Origin of the sequence: Pantoea sp. C2G6 (assembly GCF_051336815.1) — a bacterium.
In the GTDB taxonomy this organism is placed as follows: Bacteria; Pseudomonadota; Gammaproteobacteria; order Enterobacterales; family Enterobacteriaceae; genus Pantoea.
Window position 1 is genome coordinate 712,394 of sequence record NZ_JBGMNJ010000001.1, and the last position, 23,147, is coordinate 735,540.

Annotated in this window: 21 protein-coding genes; 9 read left to right on the top strand and 12 right to left on the bottom strand. The window is 59.9% G+C overall.

Annotated features, from left to right (window positions below):
• Nucleotides 1–83: 83 nt before the first annotated feature.
• On the top strand, nucleotides 84–1,898 hold the full coding sequence (locus ACCW71_RS03400; RefSeq protein ID WP_436369649.1) for a glycoside hydrolase family 15 protein: 1,815 nt from the start codon (nucleotides 84–86) through the stop codon (nucleotides 1,896–1,898).
• A 20-nt stretch (nucleotides 1,899–1,918) separates the two neighbouring features.
• Here ACCW71_RS03400 and ACCW71_RS03405 read toward each other — a convergent pair whose 3' ends face one another.
• The 5 genes from ACCW71_RS03405 to ACCW71_RS03425 all read right to left on the bottom strand — a co-directional run bounded on the left by ACCW71_RS03405 (nucleotide 1,919) and on the right by ACCW71_RS03425 (nucleotide 5,618).
• The gene (locus tag ACCW71_RS03405) at nucleotides 1,919–2,389 is read right to left on the bottom strand and encodes an RES family NAD+ phosphorylase (RefSeq protein ID WP_436369650.1); all 471 of its coding nucleotides are present in this window, start codon (nucleotides 2,387–2,389) and stop codon (nucleotides 1,919–1,921) included.
• Nucleotides 2,389–2,841 (bottom strand): type II RES/Xre toxin-antitoxin system antitoxin, encoded by a 453-nt coding sequence (gene parS, locus ACCW71_RS03410; protein ID WP_436369652.1) that lies wholly within the window; start codon nucleotides 2,839–2,841, stop codon nucleotides 2,389–2,391. Before parS ends, ACCW71_RS03405 begins: the two co-directional genes overlap by 1 nt.
• Nucleotides 2,842–2,946: 105 nt before the next feature.
• Nucleotides 2,947–4,089, bottom strand: a complete 1,143-nt coding sequence (ampC, locus tag ACCW71_RS03415) for a class C beta-lactamase (RefSeq protein WP_436369654.1) — start codon at nucleotides 4,087–4,089, stop codon at nucleotides 2,947–2,949.
• A 31-nt stretch (nucleotides 4,090–4,120) separates the two neighbouring features.
• The gene (locus tag ACCW71_RS03420) at nucleotides 4,121–4,366 is read right to left on the bottom strand and encodes a hypothetical protein (protein ID WP_436369656.1); all 246 of its coding nucleotides are present in this window, start codon (nucleotides 4,364–4,366) and stop codon (nucleotides 4,121–4,123) included.
• Nucleotides 4,367–4,433: 67 nt separating this feature from the next.
• On the bottom strand, nucleotides 4,434–5,618 hold the full coding sequence (locus ACCW71_RS03425) for a glycosyltransferase family 4 protein (RefSeq protein WP_436369658.1): 1,185 nt from the start codon (nucleotides 5,616–5,618) through the stop codon (nucleotides 4,434–4,436).
• A 594-nt stretch (nucleotides 5,619–6,212) separates the two neighbouring features.
• Between ACCW71_RS03425 and hpxO the strand changes: the two genes are divergently transcribed.
• Nucleotides 6,213–7,370, top strand: coding sequence for an FAD-dependent urate hydroxylase HpxO (gene hpxO, locus ACCW71_RS03430; protein WP_436369660.1), 1,158 nt, complete (start codon nucleotides 6,213–6,215; stop codon nucleotides 7,368–7,370).
• Nucleotides 7,371–7,427: 57 nt separating this feature from the next.
• On the opposite strand, the gene dcp is transcribed toward hpxO, so the two are convergent.
• The 5 genes from dcp to guaD all read right to left on the bottom strand — a co-directional run bounded on the left by dcp (nucleotide 7,428) and on the right by guaD (nucleotide 15,418).
• Nucleotides 7,428–9,470, bottom strand: a complete 2,043-nt coding sequence (gene dcp / locus ACCW71_RS03435; protein WP_436369662.1) for a peptidyl-dipeptidase Dcp — start codon at nucleotides 9,468–9,470, stop codon at nucleotides 7,428–7,430.
• Nucleotides 9,471–9,531: 61 nt separating this feature from the next.
• Nucleotides 9,532–10,308 carry a xanthine dehydrogenase accessory protein XdhC gene (gene xdhC / locus ACCW71_RS03440; RefSeq protein WP_436369663.1) on the bottom strand — a complete coding sequence of 259 codons (777 nt, stop codon included), beginning with the start codon at nucleotides 10,306–10,308 and terminating at the stop codon, nucleotides 9,532–9,534.
• A complete protein-coding gene (gene xdhB, locus ACCW71_RS03445) occupies nucleotides 10,295–12,661 on the bottom strand; it encodes a xanthine dehydrogenase molybdopterin binding subunit (RefSeq protein ID WP_436369665.1) in 2,367 nt (788 codons plus the stop codon). The genes xdhC and xdhB overlap by 14 nt, the downstream gene beginning before the upstream one ends.
• On the bottom strand, nucleotides 12,651–14,093 hold the full coding sequence (gene xdhA, locus ACCW71_RS03450) for a xanthine dehydrogenase small subunit (protein WP_436369666.1): 1,443 nt from the start codon (nucleotides 14,091–14,093) through the stop codon (nucleotides 12,651–12,653). Before xdhA ends, xdhB begins: the two co-directional genes overlap by 11 nt.
• Nucleotides 14,090–15,418, bottom strand: a complete 1,329-nt coding sequence (guaD, locus tag ACCW71_RS03455; protein WP_436369668.1) for a guanine deaminase — start codon at nucleotides 15,416–15,418, stop codon at nucleotides 14,090–14,092. Before guaD ends, xdhA begins: the two co-directional genes overlap by 4 nt.
• 411 nt (nucleotides 15,419–15,829) lie before the next feature.
• On the opposite strand from guaD, the gene ydfG reads away from it, so the two are divergent.
• Nucleotides 15,830–16,576, top strand: a complete 747-nt coding sequence (gene ydfG / locus ACCW71_RS03460) for a bifunctional NADP-dependent 3-hydroxy acid dehydrogenase/3-hydroxypropionate dehydrogenase YdfG (protein ID WP_436369670.1) — start codon at nucleotides 15,830–15,832, stop codon at nucleotides 16,574–16,576.
• 29 nt (nucleotides 16,577–16,605) lie between these two features.
• Here the strand turns inward: ydfG and ACCW71_RS03465 are convergent, their stop codons facing one another.
• Nucleotides 16,606–16,932 carry a YnfA family protein gene (locus tag ACCW71_RS03465; protein ID WP_436369720.1) on the bottom strand — a complete coding sequence of 109 codons (327 nt, stop codon included), beginning with the start codon at nucleotides 16,930–16,932 and terminating at the stop codon, nucleotides 16,606–16,608.
• A gap of 133 nt (nucleotides 16,933–17,065) precedes the next feature.
• Here ACCW71_RS03465 and ACCW71_RS03470 point away from each other — a divergent pair, with 133 nt between their 5' ends.
• The gene (locus ACCW71_RS03470) at nucleotides 17,066–17,389 is read left to right on the top strand and encodes a DUF1283 family protein (RefSeq protein WP_436369671.1); all 324 of its coding nucleotides are present in this window, start codon (nucleotides 17,066–17,068) and stop codon (nucleotides 17,387–17,389) included.
• A 45-nt stretch (nucleotides 17,390–17,434) separates the two neighbouring features.
• Nucleotides 17,435–17,731 carry a DUF1161 domain-containing protein gene (locus ACCW71_RS03475; protein ID WP_436369673.1) on the top strand — a complete coding sequence of 99 codons (297 nt, stop codon included), beginning with the start codon at nucleotides 17,435–17,437 and terminating at the stop codon, nucleotides 17,729–17,731.
• 32 nt (nucleotides 17,732–17,763) lie between these two features.
• Here ACCW71_RS03475 and ACCW71_RS03480 read toward each other — a convergent pair whose 3' ends face one another.
• Entirely contained in the window at nucleotides 17,764–19,230 is a 1,467-nt protein-coding gene (locus ACCW71_RS03480) for an MDR family MFS transporter (RefSeq protein WP_436369675.1), read from the bottom strand.
• Between the two features lie 388 nt (nucleotides 19,231–19,618).
• Here ACCW71_RS03480 and ACCW71_RS03485 point away from each other — a divergent pair, with 388 nt between their 5' ends.
• The 4 genes from ACCW71_RS03485 to osmV are packed head-to-tail and all read left to right on the top strand — an operon-like array spanning nucleotide 19,619 to nucleotide 23,057.
• On the top strand, nucleotides 19,619–20,335 hold the full coding sequence (locus ACCW71_RS03485; RefSeq protein ID WP_436369677.1) for an ABC transporter permease: 717 nt from the start codon (nucleotides 19,619–19,621) through the stop codon (nucleotides 20,333–20,335).
• A 17-nt stretch (nucleotides 20,336–20,352) separates the two neighbouring features.
• Nucleotides 20,353–21,264 (top strand): glycine betaine ABC transporter substrate-binding protein, encoded by a 912-nt coding sequence (locus ACCW71_RS03490; protein ID WP_436369679.1) that lies wholly within the window; start codon nucleotides 20,353–20,355, stop codon nucleotides 21,262–21,264.
• A 9-nt stretch (nucleotides 21,265–21,273) separates the two neighbouring features.
• The gene (gene osmW, locus ACCW71_RS03495) at nucleotides 21,274–21,921 is read left to right on the top strand and encodes an osmoprotectant ABC transporter permease OsmW (RefSeq protein ID WP_436369680.1); all 648 of its coding nucleotides are present in this window, start codon (nucleotides 21,274–21,276) and stop codon (nucleotides 21,919–21,921) included.
• Nucleotides 21,921–23,057, top strand: coding sequence for an osmoprotectant ABC transporter ATP-binding protein OsmV (osmV, locus tag ACCW71_RS03500; RefSeq protein WP_436369681.1), 1,137 nt, complete (start codon nucleotides 21,921–21,923; stop codon nucleotides 23,055–23,057). The genes osmW and osmV overlap by 1 nt, the downstream gene beginning before the upstream one ends.
• The last annotated feature ends 90 nt before the right edge of the window (nucleotides 23,058–23,147 follow it).

Consider the following 23,147-nt stretch of genomic DNA (forward strand, 5'->3'; position numbering starts at 1 on the left):
GGTGGCCGCATAATGCGGCCACTTTTTTGTCCCGCTTTTATCGCGCCACCCTGCGCTGGCAGCAGCAAACAAGGATGCCGACCATGGAAAACCAGACTTTTCATTCGCCCGTCAGAGAGGCGGGGTTCGCCGGCCTCGGGGATTATGCGGCCATCGGTGAGGGACGCTCGGTGGCGTTAATCGCACCGGATGGTTCGATCGACTGGTGGTGCGCCCCCAATCTGGATGCTAAGCCGCTGTTTGATCGTCTGCTCGACGCCGATATTGGCGGCTATTTTCAGATCGTGCCGCGCGGCGCTTATCAGGTATCACGCCGCTACCGCGACAACAGCAACGTGCTGGAAACCCGTTTTGAAACCGACAGCGGCACGGTGCTGCTGACCGAATCGATCAACAGTACCCTGGCGGGCCGCCTGCCGTGGTGTGAACTGGCGCGCCGCATCGAAGGCGTGAGCGGCGAGGTGGAATTAGCGATCACCCTGCGCTTCGGTACCGCGGCCGAAACCCGTTCCCCCTGGGTGGCCAACAATGAAAAAGGCCGGGTGTTTCATATTGCCGATATTATGGCGATGTTCCGTACCAGCGAGGATATTCAGATTACCCGGCTGGATGATGAGCAGGTCTGCGCCACGCTGCGCACCGCCGCCGGGTCGCGTTCGCTCTGCGCGCTGCTGATCACCGAAAACGAACCGCTGGCGGTGCCGCCGCTGGAAGCGATCGATCAGCGGATCGAGACCAGCCACACCGGCTGGACCAGCTGGGTGGAGAGCCTGAGCTATCGTGGCCGCTACCCGGCGCTGGTCAGGCGCTCTGCCCTCTCCCTGAAGTTTCTCTGGTACTCCCCAACCGGGGCGCTGGCCGCCGCCGCAACCACCTCACTGCCGGAGGGGATCGGCGGCGAGAAAAATTATGACTACCGTTACGCCTGGGTGCGCGACGCCTGTCTGATCATTAAAGCTTTTGTCTACCTGGGCGCGCTGGAAGATTGTAAAGCGGCCTTCTCCTGGCTGTCGCAGACCATTATTCGCCACGGCGTCAGGCTGCGCGCCTGCTATGCCCTGAATGGCGATGAAGTGCCCAGCGAGCGCTATCCGGTGTTAAGCGGCTATCAGCACTCTCAGCCGGTGCGGGTCGGCAATAACGCCCGCGATCAGCTTCAGCTCAGTATGTATGGCGACATGCTGGTCACTGCCCAGCACTTTATCGAGGCGGGCCACGTGCTGGATATTACCACCTCGCGCATGCTGGGTGAGCTGGCCAACTGCTGCGCCGATCACTGGCGGCAGAAAGATTGTGGCATCTGGGAGCTGCCGGAACTGCAACACTACACCCACTCCAAAATGGCCTGCTGGATGGCGCTGGATCGGGCGGTGGCCTTGGCGGAAAGCAAGCATATTGAACCGACCTGGCTGGCACGCTGGCAGCGGGAGCGCGACCGTATCCGCGACTGGATTGAGTCACACTGCTGGTCAGAACAACAGCAGGCGTATCTGTTTTACGCCGGCAGTGAGGATCGTCTCGACGCCGCGCTGGGACTGGTGCATGGCTACGGCAGCGCGGTAAACCGGCAGCGGATGCTCTCCACCTACCGTGCTATCCAGCAGCAACTGGGTGACGGCAGCGCCATGCTCTACCGCTACAGCGGCGTCAGAGAGGAAGAGAGTACCTTTCTCGCCTGCGCCTTCTGGCTGGTGGAGGCCTGGGCGGAGATGGGCGAAACCCGCCAGGCGGAAGAGGCGATGCAGGCGATCCTGAAAACGCTGGATGGTCAGGGCAACGTCGATATTTTCAATGAGATGTATGACGTACGCAGCCAGAGCTGGCGCGGCAATATGCCGCAGGGGCTGAGTCATCTGGCGCTGATCTGTGCGGCACAGGCGCTTCCCGACTCAGCCTGACGGGCCTGGGCAGCACCGCCCTATTGCCGCCTGAAGCGCGGGTCGAAGAAAAACGGCTCGGCCACGGCCGCGCGGATCACCGCGTCCGCCGCCGGATGGCGCGGATTAAACAGCGCATTCCATTCACCGGTCAGGGTACTCGGTACTTTGAGTATCAGGCCGTTATCCGGGCTGGCCAGCCAGCCGTCGCCAATTTCCCGCGTCGAAGCAGGCGCGGGATCGGCCTGCCAGTTCTCAGGCAGCGCCGCCAGCGCTAACTCGGTAATCAGGGCTTCGGGCACGCTGATCGACAGCATGGTGTAGTCATGCGCCAGATCCTGAATGGTCAGATGAACCAGCGCCTCCAGCACGCAGAGCGCCCGGCTCGATCCCACATAGACGCAGACCGTACCCACCGAATTCCAGCGCCCGCCGTAGGTGCGGGCACCAAAACCATCAAAGGCAGTCGTCGCATATTCACTTTTCACCAGCCGGTAAAAGCGTACCGCCATCAGGTGATCACGCCATGTTCAAGCTGCCCAATCAGGTTAATCACCGCCTCAGCCCCGGCGACCGTAGTGGTCATCTCCGCCGGTTTTCTGCCGCCCAGCGCTTTGGCGGGCGTTTCCAGCCACTGCGCCAGACGCTGGCGATCGTCGCGGAACAGTTTGCTGGCGGCGGAGAGCACGCGGATCAGCATATAGATCCGCCCGCTCTGGTCGGGTGAAAAAGTCTGCTGCGGATCTTTCACTTTGCGATTGTAGGTGGTGCGATCGATGCCCGCCAGACGGCACAGCCAGGCTTCATCAAAGGCGGAGAGCGACGCGGTCCGTTTCAGCACCCCGCTGCTGAACCCCAGCGCGATACGCTGATGCGCGTCGGAAAGGGTCTCCGGCAGATTCAGGGCGTGCAGCAACGACGGGTCGTGGCGATGCGGACCGGGCGTGTAGATGGCGATAGACATGGTGGCCCTCCTGTTCATTTGATTTTTATTTTAGCGCAAATGAACAGCGGATACCAATCCCGGCCGCGTTATCCAGCCGACGCAAACTCCGCCGCCTGGCCCCGGCTACTGCTGCAAGGCGTCGATGATCTGCCTGGCGACTTTGATCCGCAGCGGATTGGGGTAATTTTTATTCGCCAGCATCACGATGCCGCTATTCTGCTCAGGAATAAAGGCGATATAGGCCCCGAAACCGTTGGTCGCGCCGGTTTTATGCACCCAGCTGGCGCTTTGCGAAGGCCGGACCGGCGTCAGCAGGGTCGCGGGCTGCGGCTTCAGCGCCACCTCGCTGCTGCTGTCCTCAGCCAGAGTGGCGACGCTGACCGGCCAGTCGTAGATCTCCCAGCCCAGCCCCTGGTAAAAGGTGCGGCTCTTAACGTAGCGCGACTGCGCAGTGCGGATCGCATTACGCAGCACGGCGTTGCCCGCCGACAGACGATTCGGGTCAGCATTCGCCTGCATAAAGGTGAGCATATCGCGCGCGGTCGACTTCACGCCGTAGGCTGGCGCATCCAGCATGCCGGGTGAAACCCGCACCGGCTTCCCCTCTTTGTAGCCCCAGGCGTAATTGAGCATCATCGGGGCGGGGACGGTGATATAGGTGCGCGTCAGGTGCAGCGGCTGAAACACGTTACGCTCCATCGCCTGCTCGTAGTCGCCCTTGACCATCAGCGCGCCAAACAGACCGATGCTGGCGTTCGAGTATTGCCGCAGCGTGCCCGGCGCGGCCTGCGGCTGCCACTGCTGATAGTAGCGCAGCAGTGACGCCTGATCGGTCACCTCATCCGGCAGTTGCAGCGGCAGCCCCCCGGCGGTATAGGTCGCCAGATGCAGCATGCGCAGCGGACGCCACTGCGCGCCGGTCAGCTGCGGCCAGTATTTTGTAACCGGGTCATTGAGGCGCAGCGCACCGTTGCGAATCAGCACCCCGGCCAGCGTACCGGTAAAGGTTTTGCTCACCGATCCGAGTTCAAACAGGGTGTTTTCCGTCACGCGGCGGCGTGACTCAAGATCGGCCACGCCAAAATTCACAAACTGCGCCCGGCCTTTATAGAGCACCGCCACCGACATGCCGGGGATTGCCTGCTGCTCCATCAGCGGTTCAACCGCGGCTTTAACCAGAGAAGTGACCTGCTGTGACGATAAATCAGCGGCGACACAGCGGGCGGAAAGAGAGAGTAAAACCAGATAAAACAAAGACTTTTTCATTATAAACCAGAGATTTATTCACTGAATCGGATTATTTGCATTGGCTGGCGCAGGCCTGCACGCAGATCTGCGCTTCGGAACTGCATGCGCCACCGTTCTGGCTGTTGCAGCGGGAGCGCTCAACATAGCAGTTAGTCTGACAGGTGGCGAGATCGCAGCGGTCGGCGACGGGCGTGAACTTTGCCAGCGGCGCACGTGCCGGGAAAAGCGGTGCGGGCTGAGCGAAGGCGCTGCTGCCCAGTAACCCGGACAGCAGCAGCGTGATGATAAGTTTCATAACAGATCTCCAGTGAGGCGCAGCCTTAAGTATGGCCAGTCTGGCGCGCGCCGTCTGCGAAATCTTACTAAATTGAGACAACCGGGGGATGTTGAGTGCTGTTAATCACACCACGACGGTAAATATCGTTCAGCCGGGCGATATAACGCGCGGTGTCATGCTGCTCTTTAATCCGCAGAATGGCCGCCTCCCCCTTCTCCTGTAGCATCTCCGGCCGCTCCAGGATGGCGAGCAGCGTGGCTTTAATCCCCGCTACCAGCGTCTGACGCAGCTGCTCTTTCTGCTGCGGCGAGGTGATGCTGTATTCACGATCCTCGTTCAGCTCTCCCGCAATCACCCAGCCGGCGCTGGCGGGGTTGATCTCCGGTAAGGCACGCACGTTGCTGGTGATCACCGGACAGCCGTTGGCCTGCATCTCCAGGACCGAGAAGCCGTAGGTCTCCTGCCAGGTCGGCAGTAATCCGGCGTCGCTGTTGCGGAACAGCGTCATCAGCGCGCCGTTATCCATCCGGGCGTGGTGGGTAAAGCAGCGATAGCGCCCGATGCGGCTCTCAATACCGCGACAGAAAGCCTCATCATCCTGAAACTGCCGATGAGCGACGTTGTGGCGTTTGGTCAGTTCGCCAATCAGCTGCACATCCAGCTGCGACTCCTCAAGTTTGCGCTCCTCAATCAGCTCGCTGATCGCCAGCACCACTTCGGCTCCGCCTTTACGGTAGAACTCATTACCGGCAAACACCAGCTTCAGGGTGCCGGGCTGACGTGGCGCTTTATGCTGGACAAACAGCGGCTGTGGCGGATGCATAACCACGGTTTTACGCCGGATCTGCTGCGCCACTTCACTGGAGCGAAACAGTTTCATCTGAATGTTCAGCGTGGCGTCCGAGATAGCAATCAGGCCGAGACAGTTATCTTTCAGCAGACGGGGAATAAGACGTTTCAGCTCCGGGTTATCCTGCTTCGCCACGCCAGGCACCGGCAGGACGCGCGGCAGCTCGGTTTCAAAAGAGGCGACCCATTTCTGGCGGGTAATGGCCACTTCATTAAACAGATGCAGTACATCGGTCTGCGAGGCTTTGGAGAATGGCAGCGGTAAAAAGATAAATGACTTATTTTTTTTCAGCAGCCGGGTCCGAAACGGGTTAATAAAATAGAAAAGATTGCTCTTTTTCAGATTGATATAGTTGTTTTCCGGGTTAACTAAAATATTGCGTTGCTCGGGATAGTGATTATTGGTGATTCCGATTTTCATGCGCGTCTTCCAGAGTCCTTATATCCGGGGTGTTATATATCACGCGATAACCGGCTGCCGCTCTGCGCAATATCCTAAAAAGCGGCCGGAAGGCTTATCGGTCAATTTTATTAATGATTGCTGTGTGGATGAAAAGCCGCTTTTCCGTCCAGACGTAAAATTTTACCTTCTGAATTAACAAACAGGATTAATTCCCCAATGCTAACCGGTTGTTTAATATGCCCGCCCTTTCACCGGAAAAAAACGCGCCAGTTAAAGTGATAAAGTTTGATATTTTGTTAAAAAAGATAGCAACTGCGGGCGGCTAATTTGTTTATAACTTTTAAACTAACAGCAACCTTCTTCAAAAAGCCGCTGAGCGGGGTCGAAACTGATGGATTAACGACCACTGCCATGAAACAAAAGGGTCAGTCGCACCTTTTTAATCCACCACGCTGCCTTATAAAGGTGCAAAACGGCGGCTTCGCACGCTCTGCGGCGACAGATTTGCCGGTTTATCACGCTGATTAGTCTGACTATTGCTTCGTATCCCTCCACAGCCGCCCGTCTGGTACGAAAGTTGCAACGATCGGGTTATGCAGACAGGAGAAACCTATGAAAGCGATCGTGATTGGTGGCGGTATTGGCGGGATGAGCAGCGCCATTGCGCTGGAGAAGGCCGGGATTGAGGTTGAGGTCTACGAAGCGGTGCGGGAGATGAAGCCGGTCGGTGCTGCGATTTCGATCTGGCCGAACGGCGTAAAGTGCCTGAATGCACTGGGTATGAAAGCCGCGCTGCGCGAGCTGGGTGGCAATATGGCTTTTATGGCCTATCACGATGCCACCACCGGCACGCCACTTACCCGCTTCAGCCTGGCACCGCTGGTGCAGCAGGTGGGCGAGTTTCCCTATCCGGTGGCGCGCGCCGAGTTACAGGCGCTGCTGATCGATACCTTTGGCCGTGAGCGAGTCAACTTCGGTAAGCGGGTGATTCAGGTTGAACAGCATGAGCATGGCGTCATCGCTACCTTCTCTGATAACAGCCAGGCCCACGGCGATCTGCTGATTGGTGCCGACGGCACCCACTCGGTGATCCGTGACTATGTGCTGGAACAGAGGCTGGAGCGGCGCTATGCCGGTTACGTTAACTGGAATGGCCTGGTCACCATTGATGAAAGTATCGCGCCCGCCGATCAGTGGACCACCTTTGTCGGAGATGGCAAGCGGGTGTCACTGATGCCGGTCAGCAACAACCGCTTCTACTTTTTCTTTGATGTGCCGCTGCCGAAAGGGTTGCCGCAGGATCGCAGCACGCTGAAGGCCGATCTGACCCACTATTTTCACGGCTGGGCAGCGCCGGTGCAGCAGCTGATCGCCGCCATCAATCCCGACACCACCAATCGGGTTGAGATCCACGACATTGAACCGTTCAGCCGCTTTGTTAAAGGCCGGGTCGCGCTGCTCGGCGACGCGGCTCACAGCACCACGCCCGATATTGGTCAGGGCGGCTGTGCGGCGATGGAAGACGCGATTGTGCTGGCCGCAACGCTGGCCGCCCATTCGCTGGGGATTGAAGATGCGCTGCTGCGCTACCAGGCGCGCCGGGTGGAGCGCGTCAGGGATCTGGTGCTGAAAGCGCGCAAGCGCTGCGATGTGACCCACGCCCGTGACCCGGCGGTGACCGCGGAATGGTATCAGTCGCTGAAAAGCGAAACCGGTGAGCGGGTGCTGGCCGGGATGTGCGAAACCATTGAAGGTGGCCCGCTGGGCTAAACAGGCTCACGCCGGGCCGCTGCGATAGCGCATTGGCCCGGCGTAAGGGCGACCGGCCTACTCCGCCAGGCCGCGGTTTTTCAGCATCGGCTCCAGCTGCGGTGCCGCACCGCGCCAGCTTTCATACAGCGTTTTGAGATCGCTGCTGTTGCCGCGCGACAGAATTTTCTGCCGGAAGATCTCGCCATTCTCCCGCGTCAGCCCGCCCCGTTCAGCAAACCACTGATAGCCATCATCCGCCAGCATCTGGGTCCAGATGTAGGCGTAATAGCCTGCGGCATAGCCGCCGCCCCAGATATGCTGGAAATAGCTGGAGCGATAGCGCGGCGGCACCGCTAACAGCGCCAGATTATCGCTTTCCAGCGCCTGCTGCTCAAACGCATCAACGCTTTGCGGAGCGCTATCACCGCTCAGGCTGTGCCAGTGCAGATCCAGCAGGGCGGCGGCCAGCAGTTCGCTCATCTCATAGCCTTTGTTGAATTTCCCGGCCCGGACGATCTTCTCATGCAGCGCGTCGGGCATCGGCTCGCCGCTCTGGTAGTGACGGGCGTAGTGGCGGAACACTGCTGGCTCGCTGGCCCAATGCTCATTGATCTGCGACGGAAACTCAACAAAGTCGCGCGGGGTTTCGGTGCCCGACAGGCTCGGATAGCGCTGGCTGGCAAACAGCCCGTGCAGCGTGTGGCCGAACTCATGAAACAGGGTGATCACCTCATCCCAGCTCAGCAGCGCTGCTTCCCCGGCCGGTGGCTTAGTGAAGTTACAGACGTTGTAGATCACCGGCTTGCTGTCGAGCAGCGTTGACTGGTTGACGAAGTTACTCATCCACGCCCCGCCGCCCTTGCTGTCGCGCTTAAAGAAGTCGGTGTAGAACAGCGCCAGCGGCGTCTGGTCCGCGTCGAAAATCTCATACACCTGCACATCGGGATGGTAAACCGGCAGATCCTGGCGCGCCGCGAAGCGGATGCCGTAGAGCTGGCTGGCTGCCCAAAAAACGCCGTGCTCCAGCACCGAATGAAGCTCAAAGTAGGGTTTGATCTGGCTCTCATCCAGATCGTAGCGGTCGCGCCGCACCTGTTCCGCATAGAACTGCCAGTCCCAGGCGCGCAGGCTGAAGTTGCCCTGCTGCTGATCGATCGCCTGCTGAATATCGGCCGCTTCACGCTCCGCACGGGCGCGGGCGGCGGGTACGATGTTGCGCATAAAGGCTAAGGCGGCGTCCGGGGTTTGCGCCATCTGATCCTGCAATTTCCACTCAGCGTAGCTGGCGAATCCCAGCAGCCTGGCCTGCTCCGCTCGCACCTGGGCCAGCCGTAACACCAGCTCCCGGGTGTCATTCTCATCGCCTTTTTCACTGCGGGTAATGCTGGCCTGAAACAGCGCTTCGCGGGTAGCGCGGTCGCTCAGGCTTTGCAGCGCCGGCTGTTGCGTGGTGTTCTGCAACACCAGCAGCCAGCTATTCTCCAGCCCGCGCGCCTGCGCTGCGGCCTGCGCCACCGCCAGATCGGCCGGTGCCAGGCCTGCCAGCTGCTGTGCCTCTTGCACCAGCAGCCCGCCCGCTTTGGTGGCGGCCAGCAGCCGGTTGGTAAAGCGGGTACTGAGACGCGCCGCCTCCTGATTCAGCGCTTTAAGCTGCTGTTTCTGCGCCTCCGGCAGATTGGCACCCGCCAGCTGGAAGCGCTGCCAGATCACCTCGACCAGCCGTTTCGATTCGGCATCCAGCCGGGCGCGTTGCTGCCAGACCGTATCGAGCCGGGAAAACAGCGGACGGTTCAGCATGATCTCATCATTCAGCGCGGTGAGCTGCGGCGCAATCTCCTCATCCACCTGCTGGAGATAAGGGCTGGTGTGCGCCGAGGTCATGGCGCTGAACACCAGATTGACCCGGTTGAGCAACTGGCCGCTCCTCTCCAGCGCTTCATAGGTATTGAGAAAGATCGGCTCTTCGCTGCTGGTGGCGATCGCCTCGATTTCGCGGCGCTTCTCCTCAATGCCCGCCTGCAAGGCGGGCAGGAAATCCTGCTCGTCAATCTGATCAAACGGGGGAGCCTGATAAGGCAGTGTGCTGGCGCTAAAGAAGGGATTGGCTCGGGCGTTCATGGGTCGCTCCTGATGGGTATCGCAAACTCTTATCCTGGCAGGTTGCGGCAGACGCGACAACTCAGGCGATCTGCTGCTGATAGACGCTGATAATTTCCGCGGCAATCGCCACCGCGATCTCGGCGGGCAGCTTGCCCTTCACGTCCGGCAGGCCGATCGGACAGCGCAGCCGCGCCAGTTGATCGCTCTCCACGCCCCGGCCCGCCAGCCGGTAGCGGAAACGCTGATTTTTGGTCTGAGAACCGATCACCCCGGCGTAACGAAAGTCGCCGCGTTTCAGCACCGCTTCGCACAGTTCGAAGTCGAGCGGATGGTGATGGGTCATGATGATGAAGTAGCTGCCCGCGGCCGCCTGAGCGACGCAGTCGAGCGGCTCCTCCGGCTGGAGCGTCACCACCCCCTCCGGCACCCGGCTGAACTGCCCCGGCCGGCTGTCGATCCAGTTAATGTGACAGGGTAACGTCGACAGCAGGTTCACCAGCGCCTGCCCGACATGGCCTGCGCCAAACAGGTAGATCTCCGGCTGCGCCTGAAGCAGCGGTTCAAACAGCAGCGTGGTTTTGCCGCCGCAGCACTGCCCGAGCCGCGCGCCCAGGCTGAAGGATTCGGTGTGTGGCGCGCTGACGCCGTTCAGCAGCATCGCCCTGGCCTGAGCGATGCACTGATACTCCAGATGGCCGCCGCCAATGGTGAGATAGCTCTGCCCGGCGGTGACAATCATCTTGCTGCCGCTGTCGCGCGGCACCGATCCCTGATCGCTGAGCACAGTGACCAGCACACAGCTCTGGCGCTTTTCGCGCAGCTGATGCAGTACCGCTATCCAGTCATGATAGATCATGGTCTGCTCCCGTCAGGCGCTGCACACCCCAGAAGATGCGCTCCGGGGTGGCGGGCGCATCCAGCAGCGGATGCTGCCGGTAGTCGGCGACGCTGGCGACCGCGTCCTGAAGGGCGCACCAGGCGGCGATCCCCAGCATAAACGGCGGCTCGCCAACCGCTTTGGAGTGAAACACCGTATCCTGCGGATTTTTACGGTTCTCCACCAGCGTCACCCGCAGATCCGCCGGCACATCGCTGATAGCGGGAATTTTGTAACTGGCCGGGCCATCGGTCAGCAGTTGGCCCTTGTTACTCCAGACCAGCTCTTCACAGGTCAGCCAGCCCACACCCTGCACAAAGCCCCCTTCCACCTGGCCGATGTCGATGGCCGGATTCAGCGACGCGCCCACGTCATGCAGAATATCGGCGCGCAGCAGGCGATATTCACCGGTTAAGGTGTCGATCACCACCTCGCAGCAGGCGGCGCCATAGGCGAAGTAGTAAAACGGTTTGCCGCGCCCGGCCAGCCGGTCATAGTGGATGCCCGGCACCCGATAGTAGCCGGTGGCGGAGAGCGGCACCTGATTCAGCCACGCCAGTTTTGCCACCTCGGCGAAGGTGTAATGTTTATCCGCGGCGCGCACCACGCCGTTGCGGAACGTGACCGCCGCGACGTCGCACTGGTGCAGCTGGCAGAGCATGGCGGTCATACGGTCGCGCAGGATCTGCGCGGCGTTCTGGGCCGCCTTGCCGTTGAGGTCCGCTCCGCTGGAGGCCGCGGTGGGCGAGGTGTTCGGCACTTTACCGGTGTCGGTGGCGGTGATCTGAATCTTATCCACGTCAATCTGCAACACTTCGGCGACAATCTGCGTCACCTTGGTATTGAGTCCCTGGCCCATTTCGGTGCCGCCGTGGTTAAGCTGCACCGTGCCGTCGGTGTAGATCAGGATCAGCGCTCCCGCCTGATTGAGAAAGCTGGAGGTAAAGGAGATGCCAAACTTCACCGGCGTCAGCGCCAGACCGCGTTTCAGCAGCGGGCTGCGGGCGTTAAACGCGGTGATCTCCGCGCGGCGCGCCTGATAGTCGCTGCTCTGCTCCAGCTGTTCAGTGATCTCATCCAGCAGGTTATCCTCCACCTGCTGGTGGTAATGGGTGATGTTGCGATCCTGCTTGCCGTAGTAGTTGCGTTTACGCAGCGCCAGCGGGTCCAGACCCCGTTCACGGGCGATGTGATCCATGATCTGCTCAATCGCCACCATACCCTGCGGCCCGCCAAAGCCGCGATAGGCGGTGTTCGAGGCAGTATTAGTGCGGCAGCGATAGCCGGTAATCAGCGCGTCGCCGAGGTAATAGGCGTTATCGGCGTGGAACATCGCACGATCGACAATCGATCCGCTGAGATCCAGTGAATAACCGCAGTTCCCGGCCAGGTCGATTCTGATGCCGCACAGCCGCCCATCCTCCTCGACGCCCGCTTCGTAGCGCACAAAGAAGGGATGGCGTTTGCCGGTGATACGCATATCGTCGCGCCGTGAGAGCCGCATTTTCGCCGCCCGGCCGGTCTGACGCGCCACAATCGCACAGAGACAGGCGACACCGGCGGCCTGTGTCTCTTTGCCGCCAAAGCCACCGCCCATGCGGCGCATATCAATCGTCACCTGGTTGAGGCTGATGCCCATCACTTCCGCGACCAGTTTCTGCACTTCGGTCGGGTTCTGGGTCGAGGAAAAGACCTGGAGCTGCCGATCTTCACCGGGGATCACCATCGCTGTCTGGGTCTCCAGATAAAAGTGCTCCTGACCGCCAATATGAAACGCGCCGCTGACCCGATGCGGCGCACGCGCCAGCGCCGCCTCCACGTCGCCGCGCTGATGTACGTGCGGCTCCTGAACAAAACTGCCCTGTGCCAGCGCCAGTTCCACATCCAGCAGCGGCTCCAGCACCTCATATTCAATCAGCGCGGCGGCTGCGCCGAGGCGGGCGGCGTCCGGGGTGTCGGCCGCCACCACGATCACAATCTGTCCGAGGTACTCCACCTTTTCATGGGCCAGCAGCGGATCGCCCGGCTCCAGCGGTCCGACATCGTTGACGCCCGGCACATCCTGCCAGGTTAAGACGCTGACCACGCCCGGCACGGCGTAGCACGGCTGCACATCGATATGCAGGATGCGGGCATGGGCGTGTTCGCTCAGTCGGGGAACCAGATGCAGCAGACCCGGCAACGCTGGCTTGTCGTCAATAAAACGCGCCTCACCCGACACATGCTTTTCAGCGCTTTCATGGCGGTTGCTGCGGCCGACGCCACTCTGTAAATCGGCGGCGTACTGCGCTTTGATCACCTCTTCTGTGAGTTCAGGACGGTTATGAGACATAGCGGGCCACCTCAATACAGGTTAATTCGCCGTGGTAGCGATGAAAGAAACGACGCAGCAGGTTGCGGGCGACCTTGAGACGGTAGTCGCTACTGGCGCGAAAGTCGGAGAGCGGCTGGAAATCCTCACCCAGCGCGGCGGCTGCGCGTGACACCGTCACGGCGTCCAGCGGTTGGCCCGTCAGCGCCTGTTCGCACTGCTGCGCACGCCGCGGCGTAGCCGCCATACCGCCAAAGGCGACACGCGCCTGGGTGATGACGCCCTGCTCGATATGCAGATTAAAGGCGGCGAACACCGCCGAAATATCATCATCCAGCCGTTTAGAAACCTTCCAGGCGACAAAGTCGGGTGACACTGTCACCTTGTCAATGCGAATCGCGCGGATAAACTCGCCGGGTTGCAGCGCCGTCTGGCGATAGCCGGTAAAGAAGCGATCCAGCGGCAGGCTGCGCTGCTGCTCACCGCATTGCAGCAGCAAACTGGCGTTCAGCGCCAGCAGCATCGGCGAGGCGTCTCCGATGGGCGACGCATTGCCAATGTTGCCGCCCAGCGTGCCCTGAAGGCGGATCTGCAAGGAGGCGAAACGCTGGAACATCTCGCTGACGCCGGGGATGCGCGTAGCCAGAAAATCGCTGATCTGCTGCAATGACGCCCCCGCGCCCAGCAGATAGTGGTCGTCAAATTCGCTACAGATCTTCAGGGCGGCGACCTGGTCCAGCGCGATAAGCAGCGGCAGACGCCGGTGCTGCTGGGTAATCTGCAAGCTGAGGTCGGTGCCTCCGGCTATCAGCTGGGCGTCGGGATGGGCCAGATAGATCTCCGCCAGCTGAGAGGGGGTTTTCGGCAGAAAACAGCGCCGTCCTTCCCCGCTCAGCTCCTGCATCTCCTCATTTCCCAGCGCCTCAAGCCGCGCGACCACCTCAGCGGCGTGCTGATCGAACAGGTCCGCCACCGGCTGTGAGCAGAGCTGCTCGGCGGCGGCCATGATTGGCCGGTAGCCGGTGCAGCGACAGAGGTTGCCCGCCAGCGCGGTCTCCGCCCGATGACGATCCCAGCCCGCCGCGGATTTTTGCAGGCTGAACAGCGACATCACAAAGCCAGGGGTACAGAAACCACACTGCGAGCCGTGGCAGTCGACCATCGCCTGCTGCGCCGGGTGCAGCGCGCCGCCATGACGCAGATCTTCGACCGTGATCAGCTGTTTGCCCTGCAACGCGGAGACCAGCGTCAGGCAGCTGTTGACCGTTTCATACTCCATTCTGCCGTCAACGGCTTTGCCGAGCGTGACGCTACAGGCACCACAGTCGCCGGAGGCGCATCCCTCTTTGGTGCCGCTGCGCTGCTGCCGGCTGCGCAGGTAGTTAAGTACGGTGAGATTCGGGTCCAGCGCGTTTTCGCTCACCAGCTGGTTGTTTAACAGAAACTGGATCATGCGGCTTGCTCCCCTGCGTCACGTTGCCAGACCGGACGGCCCGCTACCCAGGTCTGGGCAATATTGCGGTCGTCCCCCAGCGTCATTAATACGAACAGTTTTTCCCAGATATTTTTGCTGTTGCCGATGCGCAGCTGTTGCAGCGCGGAGACGGCCGGGTCGAGTACCACGAAATCCGCCTCTTTGCCGACGTTGAAATTGCCGATGGCCTGGTCAAGATCCAGCGCGCGCGCGCCGCCCAGCGTGGCATGATAGAAGGCTTCGGCGGCGCTGAGCCGGTAGTGCTGGAGCTGCCCGACCTTGTAGGCTTCGCCCAGCGTCTGCAACATGCTGAAGGTGGTACCGGCACCGACATCGGTGCCGATGCCGATATTCACCCCCTGCTGCCAGCTGCGTTTCAGGTTAAACAGGCCGCTGCCGAGAAACAGATTGGAGGTGGGACAGAAAGCGATGGCCGAATCGGTATCGTGCAGGCACTGCCACTCGTTCTCTTCCAGGTGCAGGCAGTGGGCAAACACGCTGCGTTTGCCGGTCAGCTGATAGTGGTGATACACATCCAGGTAGCCGTCACGCTCCGGGAAGAGTTCTTTAACCCAGGCGACCTCCTGCGGGTTTTCACTGAGATGGGTATGCAGCCAGGTGTCGGGAAAGTCCTGACGCAGCTGCTGCACTTTTTCCAGCAATTGCGGGGATGAGGTGGGCGCGAAGCGTGGCGTCAGGGCGTAGCTCAGCCGTCCACGCTGATGCCAGCGCTCAATCAGCGCCCGCGTCTGCTGGTAACTCTCTTCCGGTGTTTCTGTCAGGTTGTCGGGCGCGTTGCGATCCATCATCACCTTACCGGCGATAATGCGCATATTCAGCGCTTCGGCGGCGCTGAACAGCGCTTCGACCGACTGCGGATGTACGGTGCCAAACACCAGCGCGCTGGTGGTGCCGTTGGCAAGCAGCTGATGCAGGAAAAAGGCGGACATCCGGGCGGCGTGATCGGGACAGTGATACTGCGCCTCAACCGGAAAGGTGTAGTGATTGAGCCACTCCAGCAGCTGTTCCCCGAACGCGCCAATCATCTCGGTCTGGGGATAGTGAATATGGGTATCGACAAAACCCGGTACAATCAGTTTGCCACGCAGATCGATAACCGGCTGGCCAGCCAGCGCCGCCTCGCTCTTCTCCCAGCTATCCAGCCCCACCACGCGCCCGTCGCGCAGCCGCAGCACACCATCTTCAAGATAGCGCGCCTGGGCTGGCAGATCCTCGGGATGATCCACCACTGCGGTAAAGTCAAAAAAGCTGGCGCGAATCGCCGTCTCTGTGGCTGAAAGCATACTCATTCCTTTCTGAAAGCCCGCTGGCCTTCTTATTATGGTGCAGGTAAATGTCTTACCATTGCATTGCAACCAGCGTGCCAGAATGAAAATTAAAATAAATTCTTATTTTTCATTCAGATAGCCTGCTTTCCCGGTCGTTGCGCAACAAAAAAAAGAGTCATCGGCCTGGCAACCGTTTGCGGACCCGATGCAAACGGTTGCTATCTCTTCTTCGCCCTGTCAGTGCGCATAATTACGGCTACGGCGGCGCTGCGCCTGCGCATTAACGGTGCAGCCTGCCCTGTAAGGGTGCGGCAGCCCGCCCGGTAAAATCCGTTTACAGGCCAATCGGTTTTTCAACGCGCAGAAGCAGAAATGAAATGCTATGGTGAAGCCATCGACTCCGAAAATGGCATAAGGAACAGTGAGATGATTATTTTTGTCACCGGCGCAACCGCCGGTTTTGGTGAGTGCATCACCCGCCGCTTTATTAAAGCGGGTCACAAAGTGATTGCCAGCGGTCGACGGGCCGAGCGTCTCAAAGCGCTGAAGGATGAGCTGGGCGAAGATCTCTATACGGTGCAGCTTGATGTGCGTAACCGTGCCGCCATTGACGAGGCGATAAGCGCGCTGCCGGCGGAGTGGCGTGACATTGACGTGCTGGTGAACAACGCCGGTCTGGCGCTGGGTATCGAACCGGCGCACCGGGCCAACGTGGACGACTGGGAGAATATGATCGACACCAACACCAAAGGTCTGGTCTATATGACACGCGCCCTGCTGCCACAGATGGTGGAGCGTAACGTCGGTCATATCATCAATATCGGCTCGATCGCCGGCAGCTGGCCCTATGCGGGCGGTAACGTCTATGGCGCGACCAAAGCCTTTGTGCGGCAGTTCAGCCTCAATCTGCGCACTGACCTGCACGGCACCGCGCTGCGCGTGACCGACATTGAGCCGGGTCTGGTGGGCGGCACTGAGTTCTCAAATGTGCGTTTTAAAGGCGACGACGACAAAGCGGGACAGGTCTATGAAGGCGCAACGGCGCTGACGCCAGAGGATGTGACCGAAGCGGTCTGGTGGGTCGCCACCCTGCCGAAGCATGTCAATATCAACACCCTGGAGATGATGCCGGTCAGCCAGACGCTGGCGGGCCTGAAGGTACACAAGCCTTAGTGGCCGCTGAGCCAGCCGCCCGGCTGGCTCTAACCGCGTCCCCAGCCCAGCACGATAATCAGCATGCCGCTGAAGGCGATAATCGCCCCGCTCCAGTCCCACGCGCTTAACCTGACGCCATCCACTACCCGCAACCAGAGCAGCGCGGTCAGCACATAGACGCCGCCATAGGCCGCATAGACCCGTCCGCTGGCGGCGGGATGCAGCGTCAGCAGCCAGACAAACAGCGCCAGGCTGGCCGCCGCGGGCAATAACAGCCAGGGCGATCCACCCTTTTTCAGCCACAGCCACGGCAGAAAGCAGCCGGTGATCTCCGCCAGTGCGGTAACAAAAAACAGCAAGGCGGTTTTAATCAGCACGGCTACCTCTCCCGAACGTAAACAAATGACTCACGGCTGGTGAGCCAGGAAACGGCGATGATATACTAAGCAAACCCACTGCAACAGCGGTCCCTGTGGGCGATGCCTGCATTAACCAAAGGATATTGTGATGAAAAAAATGATCCCCGCCGTGCTTCTGGTCCTGCTGTCCGCTACGGCGTTGACGGCGACCGCCAATACCAACCGACTGATCATTGAAGATGGCAGCACCGCGCTGGGCAATGAGGCGGCGCGTCAGGATAAAGAGCAGTGGAATGACACCCGGATGCTGCGCAACAAGGTCAATGCCCGCGTGGAGAAAGAGTTTGATAAGACCGATCGCGCTTTTGATACCCGCGATAAGTGTGAGCAGAGCATGAATCTCAACGCCTACTGGGAGCCAAACACACTGCGCTGCCTCGATCGCCGTTCCGGTCGCCCAGTAACGCCGTAAAATTGAGCTATAGTAATGACCGACGACTAACATAAGGAATACGTGATGAAACGACAGAGGGTTTTGTTAACCGCGGCGTTATTTGCCCTGCCGCTGATGGCGCAGGCATCCTGTGAATCGGTAAAAGCCGACATCAGCCAGAAAATTATTCAGAACGGTGTGCCCGAATCGGGTTTTAGTCTCGACATCGTCGCCAACGATCAGGTCGATCAGGCGGGCGGTCAGGTGGTCGGACATTGTGACAACGACACACAAAAGATTGTTTATAAGCGCTCAGGCCGCGACGACGAGGCCAGCGTACCCGACAGTGCGGGAAGCTCTCAGGACGCGCCCGCGCAGTAAATCCCGCAGGGCGACGTCTGTCGCCCTCGCGATTATTCCGCCTGTTCCGGCCGCTGACGCGGCATCATCCACGCCACACCCAGCGCAAACAGCGCAATCACCAGAGCCACCACAAACACCCAATGCAGCGAGGCGGCAATCGACTGCACCAGCTGTTGCAGGGTTTCCGGCGACAGCTGACGACGACTCTGCTCGGACATAATCTGCTGCACCGGGTCCTGCGCCTGCGGCAGTCGCCATTGCAGATTGAGGTTCAGCACCGCCCCCATGATCGCCGTGCCCACCGCCGAGCCAATCATCCGGCTGAACATGATCGAGGCGGTACAGATGCCGCGAATCTGGTAATCCGCCTGATTCTGCACCGAGACCAGAAAGGTGGTGCTGGTCATTCCCATACCAGTCCCAATCACAAAGGCGGTAAAGCCCGCCTGCCAGAGCGAGCTTTCCGGCCGTAACAGCAGCAGTAATCCACTGCCGGTCATCAGCAGCAGCGCGCCGAGCTGGGCGGTGAAGCGGTACGAGGTGCGCAGCATCAGACGCCCGCTCAGGGTACTCGCCAGCGGCCAGCCAATCGACATCATCGCCAGCGCGCTGCCCGCCTGTAACGGCGAGCCGCCGCCGATCCCCTGAATCCAGGTGGGCAGGAACGCGCTGATTCCCATCATGGCGGCACCGATGATCAGGTTGCCGGCATTGCCCGCCATCATCAGTCGACTACGCCAGATCACCAGCGGAAACAGCGGTGCCGCCGCGCGCTGTTCGTGGCGTCTGAGCCGCCAGCCAGCGAACAGCGAGAAGAGCAGGAACGGCACCAGCCAGAACCCCAGGGGCTCCGCCTGCAACAGCGCCACCAGTAAGGCGGTGACGCACAGCATCAGCCAGCCGCTGCCCGCCAGGTTAAGCGGCTGAGGCTGCTCATCCTGGGTGTGCGCGGGCAGCCAGCGCGCCAGCATCAGCATGCTGATCAGCCCTATCGGCAGATTGACCCAGAAAATCACCGACCAGCTGAAGTGCTGTACCAGCCAGGCCCCGGTCAGCGGCCCGACGATCGCCGCCACGCCCCAGACGCTGGAGAGCCAGCCCTGCACGCTGGCGCGTTCACGTGGAGAGTAGATGTCCGCCACGATGGTGGAGCTCAGCGGCATGATTGCCCCCGCCCCTAACCCCTGAAACGCCCGGAACAGGATCAGCCAGGTCATGGTGTGGGCAAAGCCGCAGAGTACCGAGCCGCAGAGGAAAATCGTGGTGCCGATAAAAAACATCCGTTTGCGGCCATAGAGATCCGCCAGCCGCCCGTAGAGCGGCACGCTGACCGCCTGGGTTAACAGATAGATGGAGAAGACCCAGCCAAACTGCGAGAAACCGCCGAGGTCAGCGATGATTGTCGGCATGGCGGTGGCAACGATAGTGACCTCAATGGCCGCCATAAACATTGCCAGCATGCAGGCGATTAAGATCCAGGGGCGATGGCTGGTCTGGAGTTGAGCGCTTTCAGTCATAGGATTCCTTTTTTTATCAGCAAGACTAGCTGAAAACCGGCCAGCGCAGTTTCCCGCCTGTGCGCATTGTTCGCCTTATCTGTGACGGTGTCACCTGATGTCGATGAAAATTTTTTATTGTCGCAGCAGGCCAGTATTCACGCGGCTTTAACAGCGTTTTAACCTGTTCCTATCTCACTGATTAATGGCTTAAAAACTAGCGTACCTGTTAAAGGGCTGTTATAGGATTAAAGCATCTTTTTCGGTATTCACTGAAAAAGCGTAGATAAACAGTCATTTTATCTACATTTTATCGCAGTTTCGGTATTGGGCGCGGCGGCTGTTCTGGTCGTGCCTGTCGGACTGTTCAGGGTTGTGATAACAAGATCGTCATCAGGGAGACACTCCTATGCAAAATGCTTCACTGGCCCGACGCGCCGGTCTGGCACTGCTTGCTGTGGCCGCAGTGATCGGTGTGCTGATCTGGGGCCTCGGCTGGGACCAGCTGGTCGCACGAAAAGTCGATCTGCTCTATCTCGGGCAACAACATCTTTTCTTAGTATTCTGGTCCATGCTGTTCGCCCTGCTGGTCGGTATTCCCAGCGGTATCCTGCTCAGCCGCCCGTTTGCCCGACGCTGGGCCGAGTATGTGATGCAGATTTTTAACGTCGGCAACACCCTGCCGCCGCTGGCGGTGCTGGCCCTGGCGATGGTGGTGATCGGGATTGGTGACCGTCCGGCGCTGATCGCGCTGTTTCTCGCCTCGCTGCTGCCTATCGTCCGTAACACCTTCTCCGGCCTGAGCGCCGTCCCTCCCGCGCTGATTGAGGCGGCCAACGGTATCGGCATGACCAAAATGCAGCGGCTGCGCCAGGTGGAACTGCCTAACGCCCTGCCAGTGATCCTCTCCGGCGTCCGCATCGCTACCGCCATCAATGTCGGCACCGCGCCGCTGGCGTTCCTGATTGGTGCCAGCAGTTTTGGCGAGCTGATTTTTCCCGGCATCTATCTGAATGATTTCCCGACGCTGATCCTCGGCGCAGTGGCTACCGCCCTGGTGGCGCTGGTGCTGGATATGTTGCTGGCCGCCCTGGGCCGCTTTCTCTCTCCCCATGCAGCGGCCTGACCACAAGGAGCAAAGCGATGCTAACACGCTGGATTAAACAAGGCGTTCTTGCGCTGACCGCGACGCTGGCGCTAAGCCAGACGGCGACGGCTGCCACACCGCTGGTGATGGCGACCAAGAGTTTTACCGAGCAGCATATTCTGTCAGCGATGACCGTGCTCTGGTTGCAGAAAAAGGGCTTTGAGGTGGTGCCGAAACGCAACATCGCCACTACCATCGCCCGTAACGCCCTGCTGAATAAGCAGATTGATATGGTGTGGGAATATACCGGCACCTCGCTGATTATCTTTAACCATATCAGTCAGCCGATGTCTTCAGAACAGGCGTATGAGACGGTGAAGAAACTGGATGCGAAACTGGGGCTGGTCTGGCTTAACCCGGCACCGATGAACAACACCTACGCCTTTGCCATGACCCGCGAGCAGGCGGAAAAAGAGGGTATCAGCACCCTGTCGCAACTGGTTGCGAAGCTTGAGCAGATCCGCAAAACCGACCCGGACCATAACTGGCGGCTGGGGCTGGACCTGGAGTTTGCCGGTCGTTCCGATGGCCTGAAACCGTTACAGAAGACCTATAACATGCCGCTGGACCGCCCGCAGATCCGCCAGATGGACCCGGGACTGGTCTATAACGCTATTCGTGACGGCTTCGTCAATGCCGGGCTGATCTACACCACCGATGGCCGGGTTAAGGGCTTTGACCTGAAAGTGCTGGAAGATGATAAGCACTTCTTCCCGAGCTACAACGTGACGCCGGTGGTGCGTCAGGATGTGCTGGCGAGCCATCCGGGGCTGGCGGCGGCGCTGAATCAGCTCTCGGCGCAGATCAACGATGAGGCGATCACCGAACTGAACAAGCGGGTCGATATTGACCATCAGTCACCGGAAAAAGTGGCGCGTGATTTCCTTCAATCCAAAAACATGCTGTAAGGAGGCACTGTGGATACCCTTCACTACATCATGGATAACTGGAGCACCCTGCTCACCCTGAGCTGGCAGCATAGCTGGCTGGTGCTGGTGGCGGTCGGGCTGGCGATTGTGATTGGCGTGCCGCTCGGCATTCTGATCGTGCGGGTCAGATGGCTGGCAGGCCCGATTCTCGGAATCGCCACTGTGGTACTGACGATTCCGACCATTGCGCTGTTTGGCCTGATGATCCCGCTGTTTTCGCTGATCGGTCACGGTATTGGCGCGCTGCCGGCGATTAGCGCGGTGTTTCTCTACTCGCTGCTGCCGATTGTGCGCAACACCCATACCGCGCTGGAGAATCTGCCTGACGGGCTGCGTGAAGCGGGTCGCGGCATCGGCATGACTTTCTGGCAGCGTCTGCGCTGGGTGGAAATCCCGATGGCGCTGCCGGTAATTTTCGGCGGCATCCGTACCGCCGTGGTGATGAACGTGGGCGTGATGGCGATTGCCGCGGTGATTGGCGCGGGCGGACTGGGCCAGCTGCTGCTGGATGGCATCAGCGGCAGCGATATCCGACTGTTAATTGCCGGGGCGTTGATGATCTGTCTGCTGGCTATTTTTCTTGACTGGCTGCTGCACCGTTTGCAGCAGGCGCTGACTCCAAAGGGGATTCGATAATGATCACGCTGGAAAACCTGACGAAAACCTTTACCCAGAAAAACGGCACCACCAATAAAGCCGTCGATAACGTCAGCCTGCATGTGCCCGCCGGTGAGATGTGCGTGCTGCTTGGGCCATCCGGCTGCGGTAAAACCACCACGCTGAAGATGATTAACCGTCTGATCCCGGCCACCAGTGGCCGCATCCTGATCAATGGCGAAGACACCAGCACCCAGGATACCACCACGCTGCGGCGCAACATTGGCTATGTGATCCAGCAGATTGGTCTGTTTCCCAATATGACCATCGAGGAGAACATTACCGTGGTGCCGCGTATGCTGGGCTGGGATAAAAAGCAGTGCCGCGAGCGAGCCACCGAGCTGATGAGCATGGTGGCGCTGGACCCGACTAAATTTCTGCACCGCTATCCGCGTGAACTGTCCGGTGGTCAGCAGCAGCGTATCGGGGTGATCCGTGCGCTGGCCGCTGATCCGCCGGTGCTGCTGATGGATGAGCCGTTTGGTGCCGTCGACCCGATCAACCGCGAAGTGATCCAGAACGAGTTTCTCGATATGCAGCGCCAGCTGAAGAAAACCGTGATGCTGGTAAGCCATGATATTGATGAGGCGCTGAAGCTCGGCGATCGCATCGCCGTTTTCGGCCAGGGAAAAATTGTGCAGTGCGCCAGCCCGGATGAACTGCTGGCCACCCCGGCCAATGAGTTTGTCGGCTCCTTTGTCGGTCAGGACCGCACGCTGAAACGACTGCTACTGGTGCAGGCGGGTGACGTGACCGATCAGCAGCCGACCATTACCGTGCGCCGTTCTACCCCGCTGGAGGAAGCTTTTGGCACCATGGATGAGAACGATATGCGCTCAATTACCGTGGTCGATGAGGATGGCAAACCGCTGGGCTTCGTGAAGCGGCGTGAGGCGCGTAACGTCAGTGGCCGCTGTGAAGAGCGGCTGCACACCTTTAAAGTAACCGGCAAGGCGGAAGAGAACCTGCGCGTGGTGCTGTCAAAACTCTATGAACACAACACCGTCTGGATGCCGATTGTCGATGAAGAGGGTCGCTACAGCGGGGAGATTTCGCAGGATTATATCGCCGATTATCTCAGTTCAGGACGTACCCGTCGCCGTCTGAACCCGTAATCCGGTCAGGCCAAAGGGCTGTGTCGGCCCTGTTGTCTGTGAATAACGTTGTGGCTCAGGGAGCCTGCGCCTTCCGCAAAGACGCAAAAC

What these genes read in the sequence shown, in the direction of transcription:
- dcp (WP_436369662.1), bottom strand. Translation starts at nt 9,470, where the DNA reads ATGAACGCCCGAGCCAATCCCTTCTTTAGCGCCAGCACACTGCCTTAT.
- ACCW71_RS03470 (WP_436369671.1), top strand. Translation starts at nt 17,066, where the DNA reads ATGAAAAAAATGATCCCCGCCGTGCTTCTGGTCCTGCTGTCCGCTACG.
- ydfG (WP_436369670.1), top strand. Translation starts at nt 15,830, where the DNA reads ATGATTATTTTTGTCACCGGCGCAACCGCCGGTTTTGGTGAGTGCATC.
- ACCW71_RS03485 (WP_436369677.1), top strand. Translation starts at nt 19,619, where the DNA reads ATGCAAAATGCTTCACTGGCCCGACGCGCCGGTCTGGCACTGCTTGCT.
- guaD (WP_436369668.1), bottom strand. Translation starts at nt 15,418, where the DNA reads ATGCTTTCAGCCACAGAGACGGCGATTCGCGCCAGCTTTTTTGACTTT.
- ACCW71_RS03425 (WP_436369658.1), bottom strand. Translation starts at nt 5,618, where the DNA reads ATGAAAATCGGAATCACCAATAATCACTATCCCGAGCAACGCAATATT.
- ACCW71_RS03480 (WP_436369675.1), bottom strand. Translation starts at nt 19,230, where the DNA reads ATGACTGAAAGCGCTCAACTCCAGACCAGCCATCGCCCCTGGATCTTA.
- xdhC (WP_436369663.1), bottom strand. Translation starts at nt 10,308, where the DNA reads ATGATCTATCATGACTGGATAGCGGTACTGCATCAGCTGCGCGAAAAG.
- xdhA (WP_436369666.1), bottom strand. Translation starts at nt 14,093, where the DNA reads ATGATCCAGTTTCTGTTAAACAACCAGCTGGTGAGCGAAAACGCGCTG.
- ACCW71_RS03405 (WP_436369650.1), bottom strand. Translation starts at nt 2,389, where the DNA reads ATGGCGGTACGCTTTTACCGGCTGGTGAAAAGTGAATATGCGACGACT.
- ACCW71_RS03490 (WP_436369679.1), top strand. Translation starts at nt 20,353, where the DNA reads ATGCTAACACGCTGGATTAAACAAGGCGTTCTTGCGCTGACCGCGACG.
- ACCW71_RS03400 (WP_436369649.1), top strand. Translation starts at nt 84, where the DNA reads ATGGAAAACCAGACTTTTCATTCGCCCGTCAGAGAGGCGGGGTTCGCC.
- ACCW71_RS03420 (WP_436369656.1), bottom strand. Translation starts at nt 4,366, where the DNA reads ATGAAACTTATCATCACGCTGCTGCTGTCCGGGTTACTGGGCAGCAGC.
- ACCW71_RS03475 (WP_436369673.1), top strand. Translation starts at nt 17,435, where the DNA reads ATGAAACGACAGAGGGTTTTGTTAACCGCGGCGTTATTTGCCCTGCCG.
- osmV (WP_436369681.1), top strand. Translation starts at nt 21,921, where the DNA reads ATGATCACGCTGGAAAACCTGACGAAAACCTTTACCCAGAAAAACGGC.
- hpxO (WP_436369660.1), top strand. Translation starts at nt 6,213, where the DNA reads ATGAAAGCGATCGTGATTGGTGGCGGTATTGGCGGGATGAGCAGCGCC.
- parS (WP_436369652.1), bottom strand. Translation starts at nt 2,841, where the DNA reads ATGTCTATCGCCATCTACACGCCCGGTCCGCATCGCCACGACCCGTCG.
- ampC (WP_436369654.1), bottom strand. Translation starts at nt 4,089, where the DNA reads ATGAAAAAGTCTTTGTTTTATCTGGTTTTACTCTCTCTTTCCGCCCGC.
- xdhB (WP_436369665.1), bottom strand. Translation starts at nt 12,661, where the DNA reads ATGTCTCATAACCGTCCTGAACTCACAGAAGAGGTGATCAAAGCGCAG.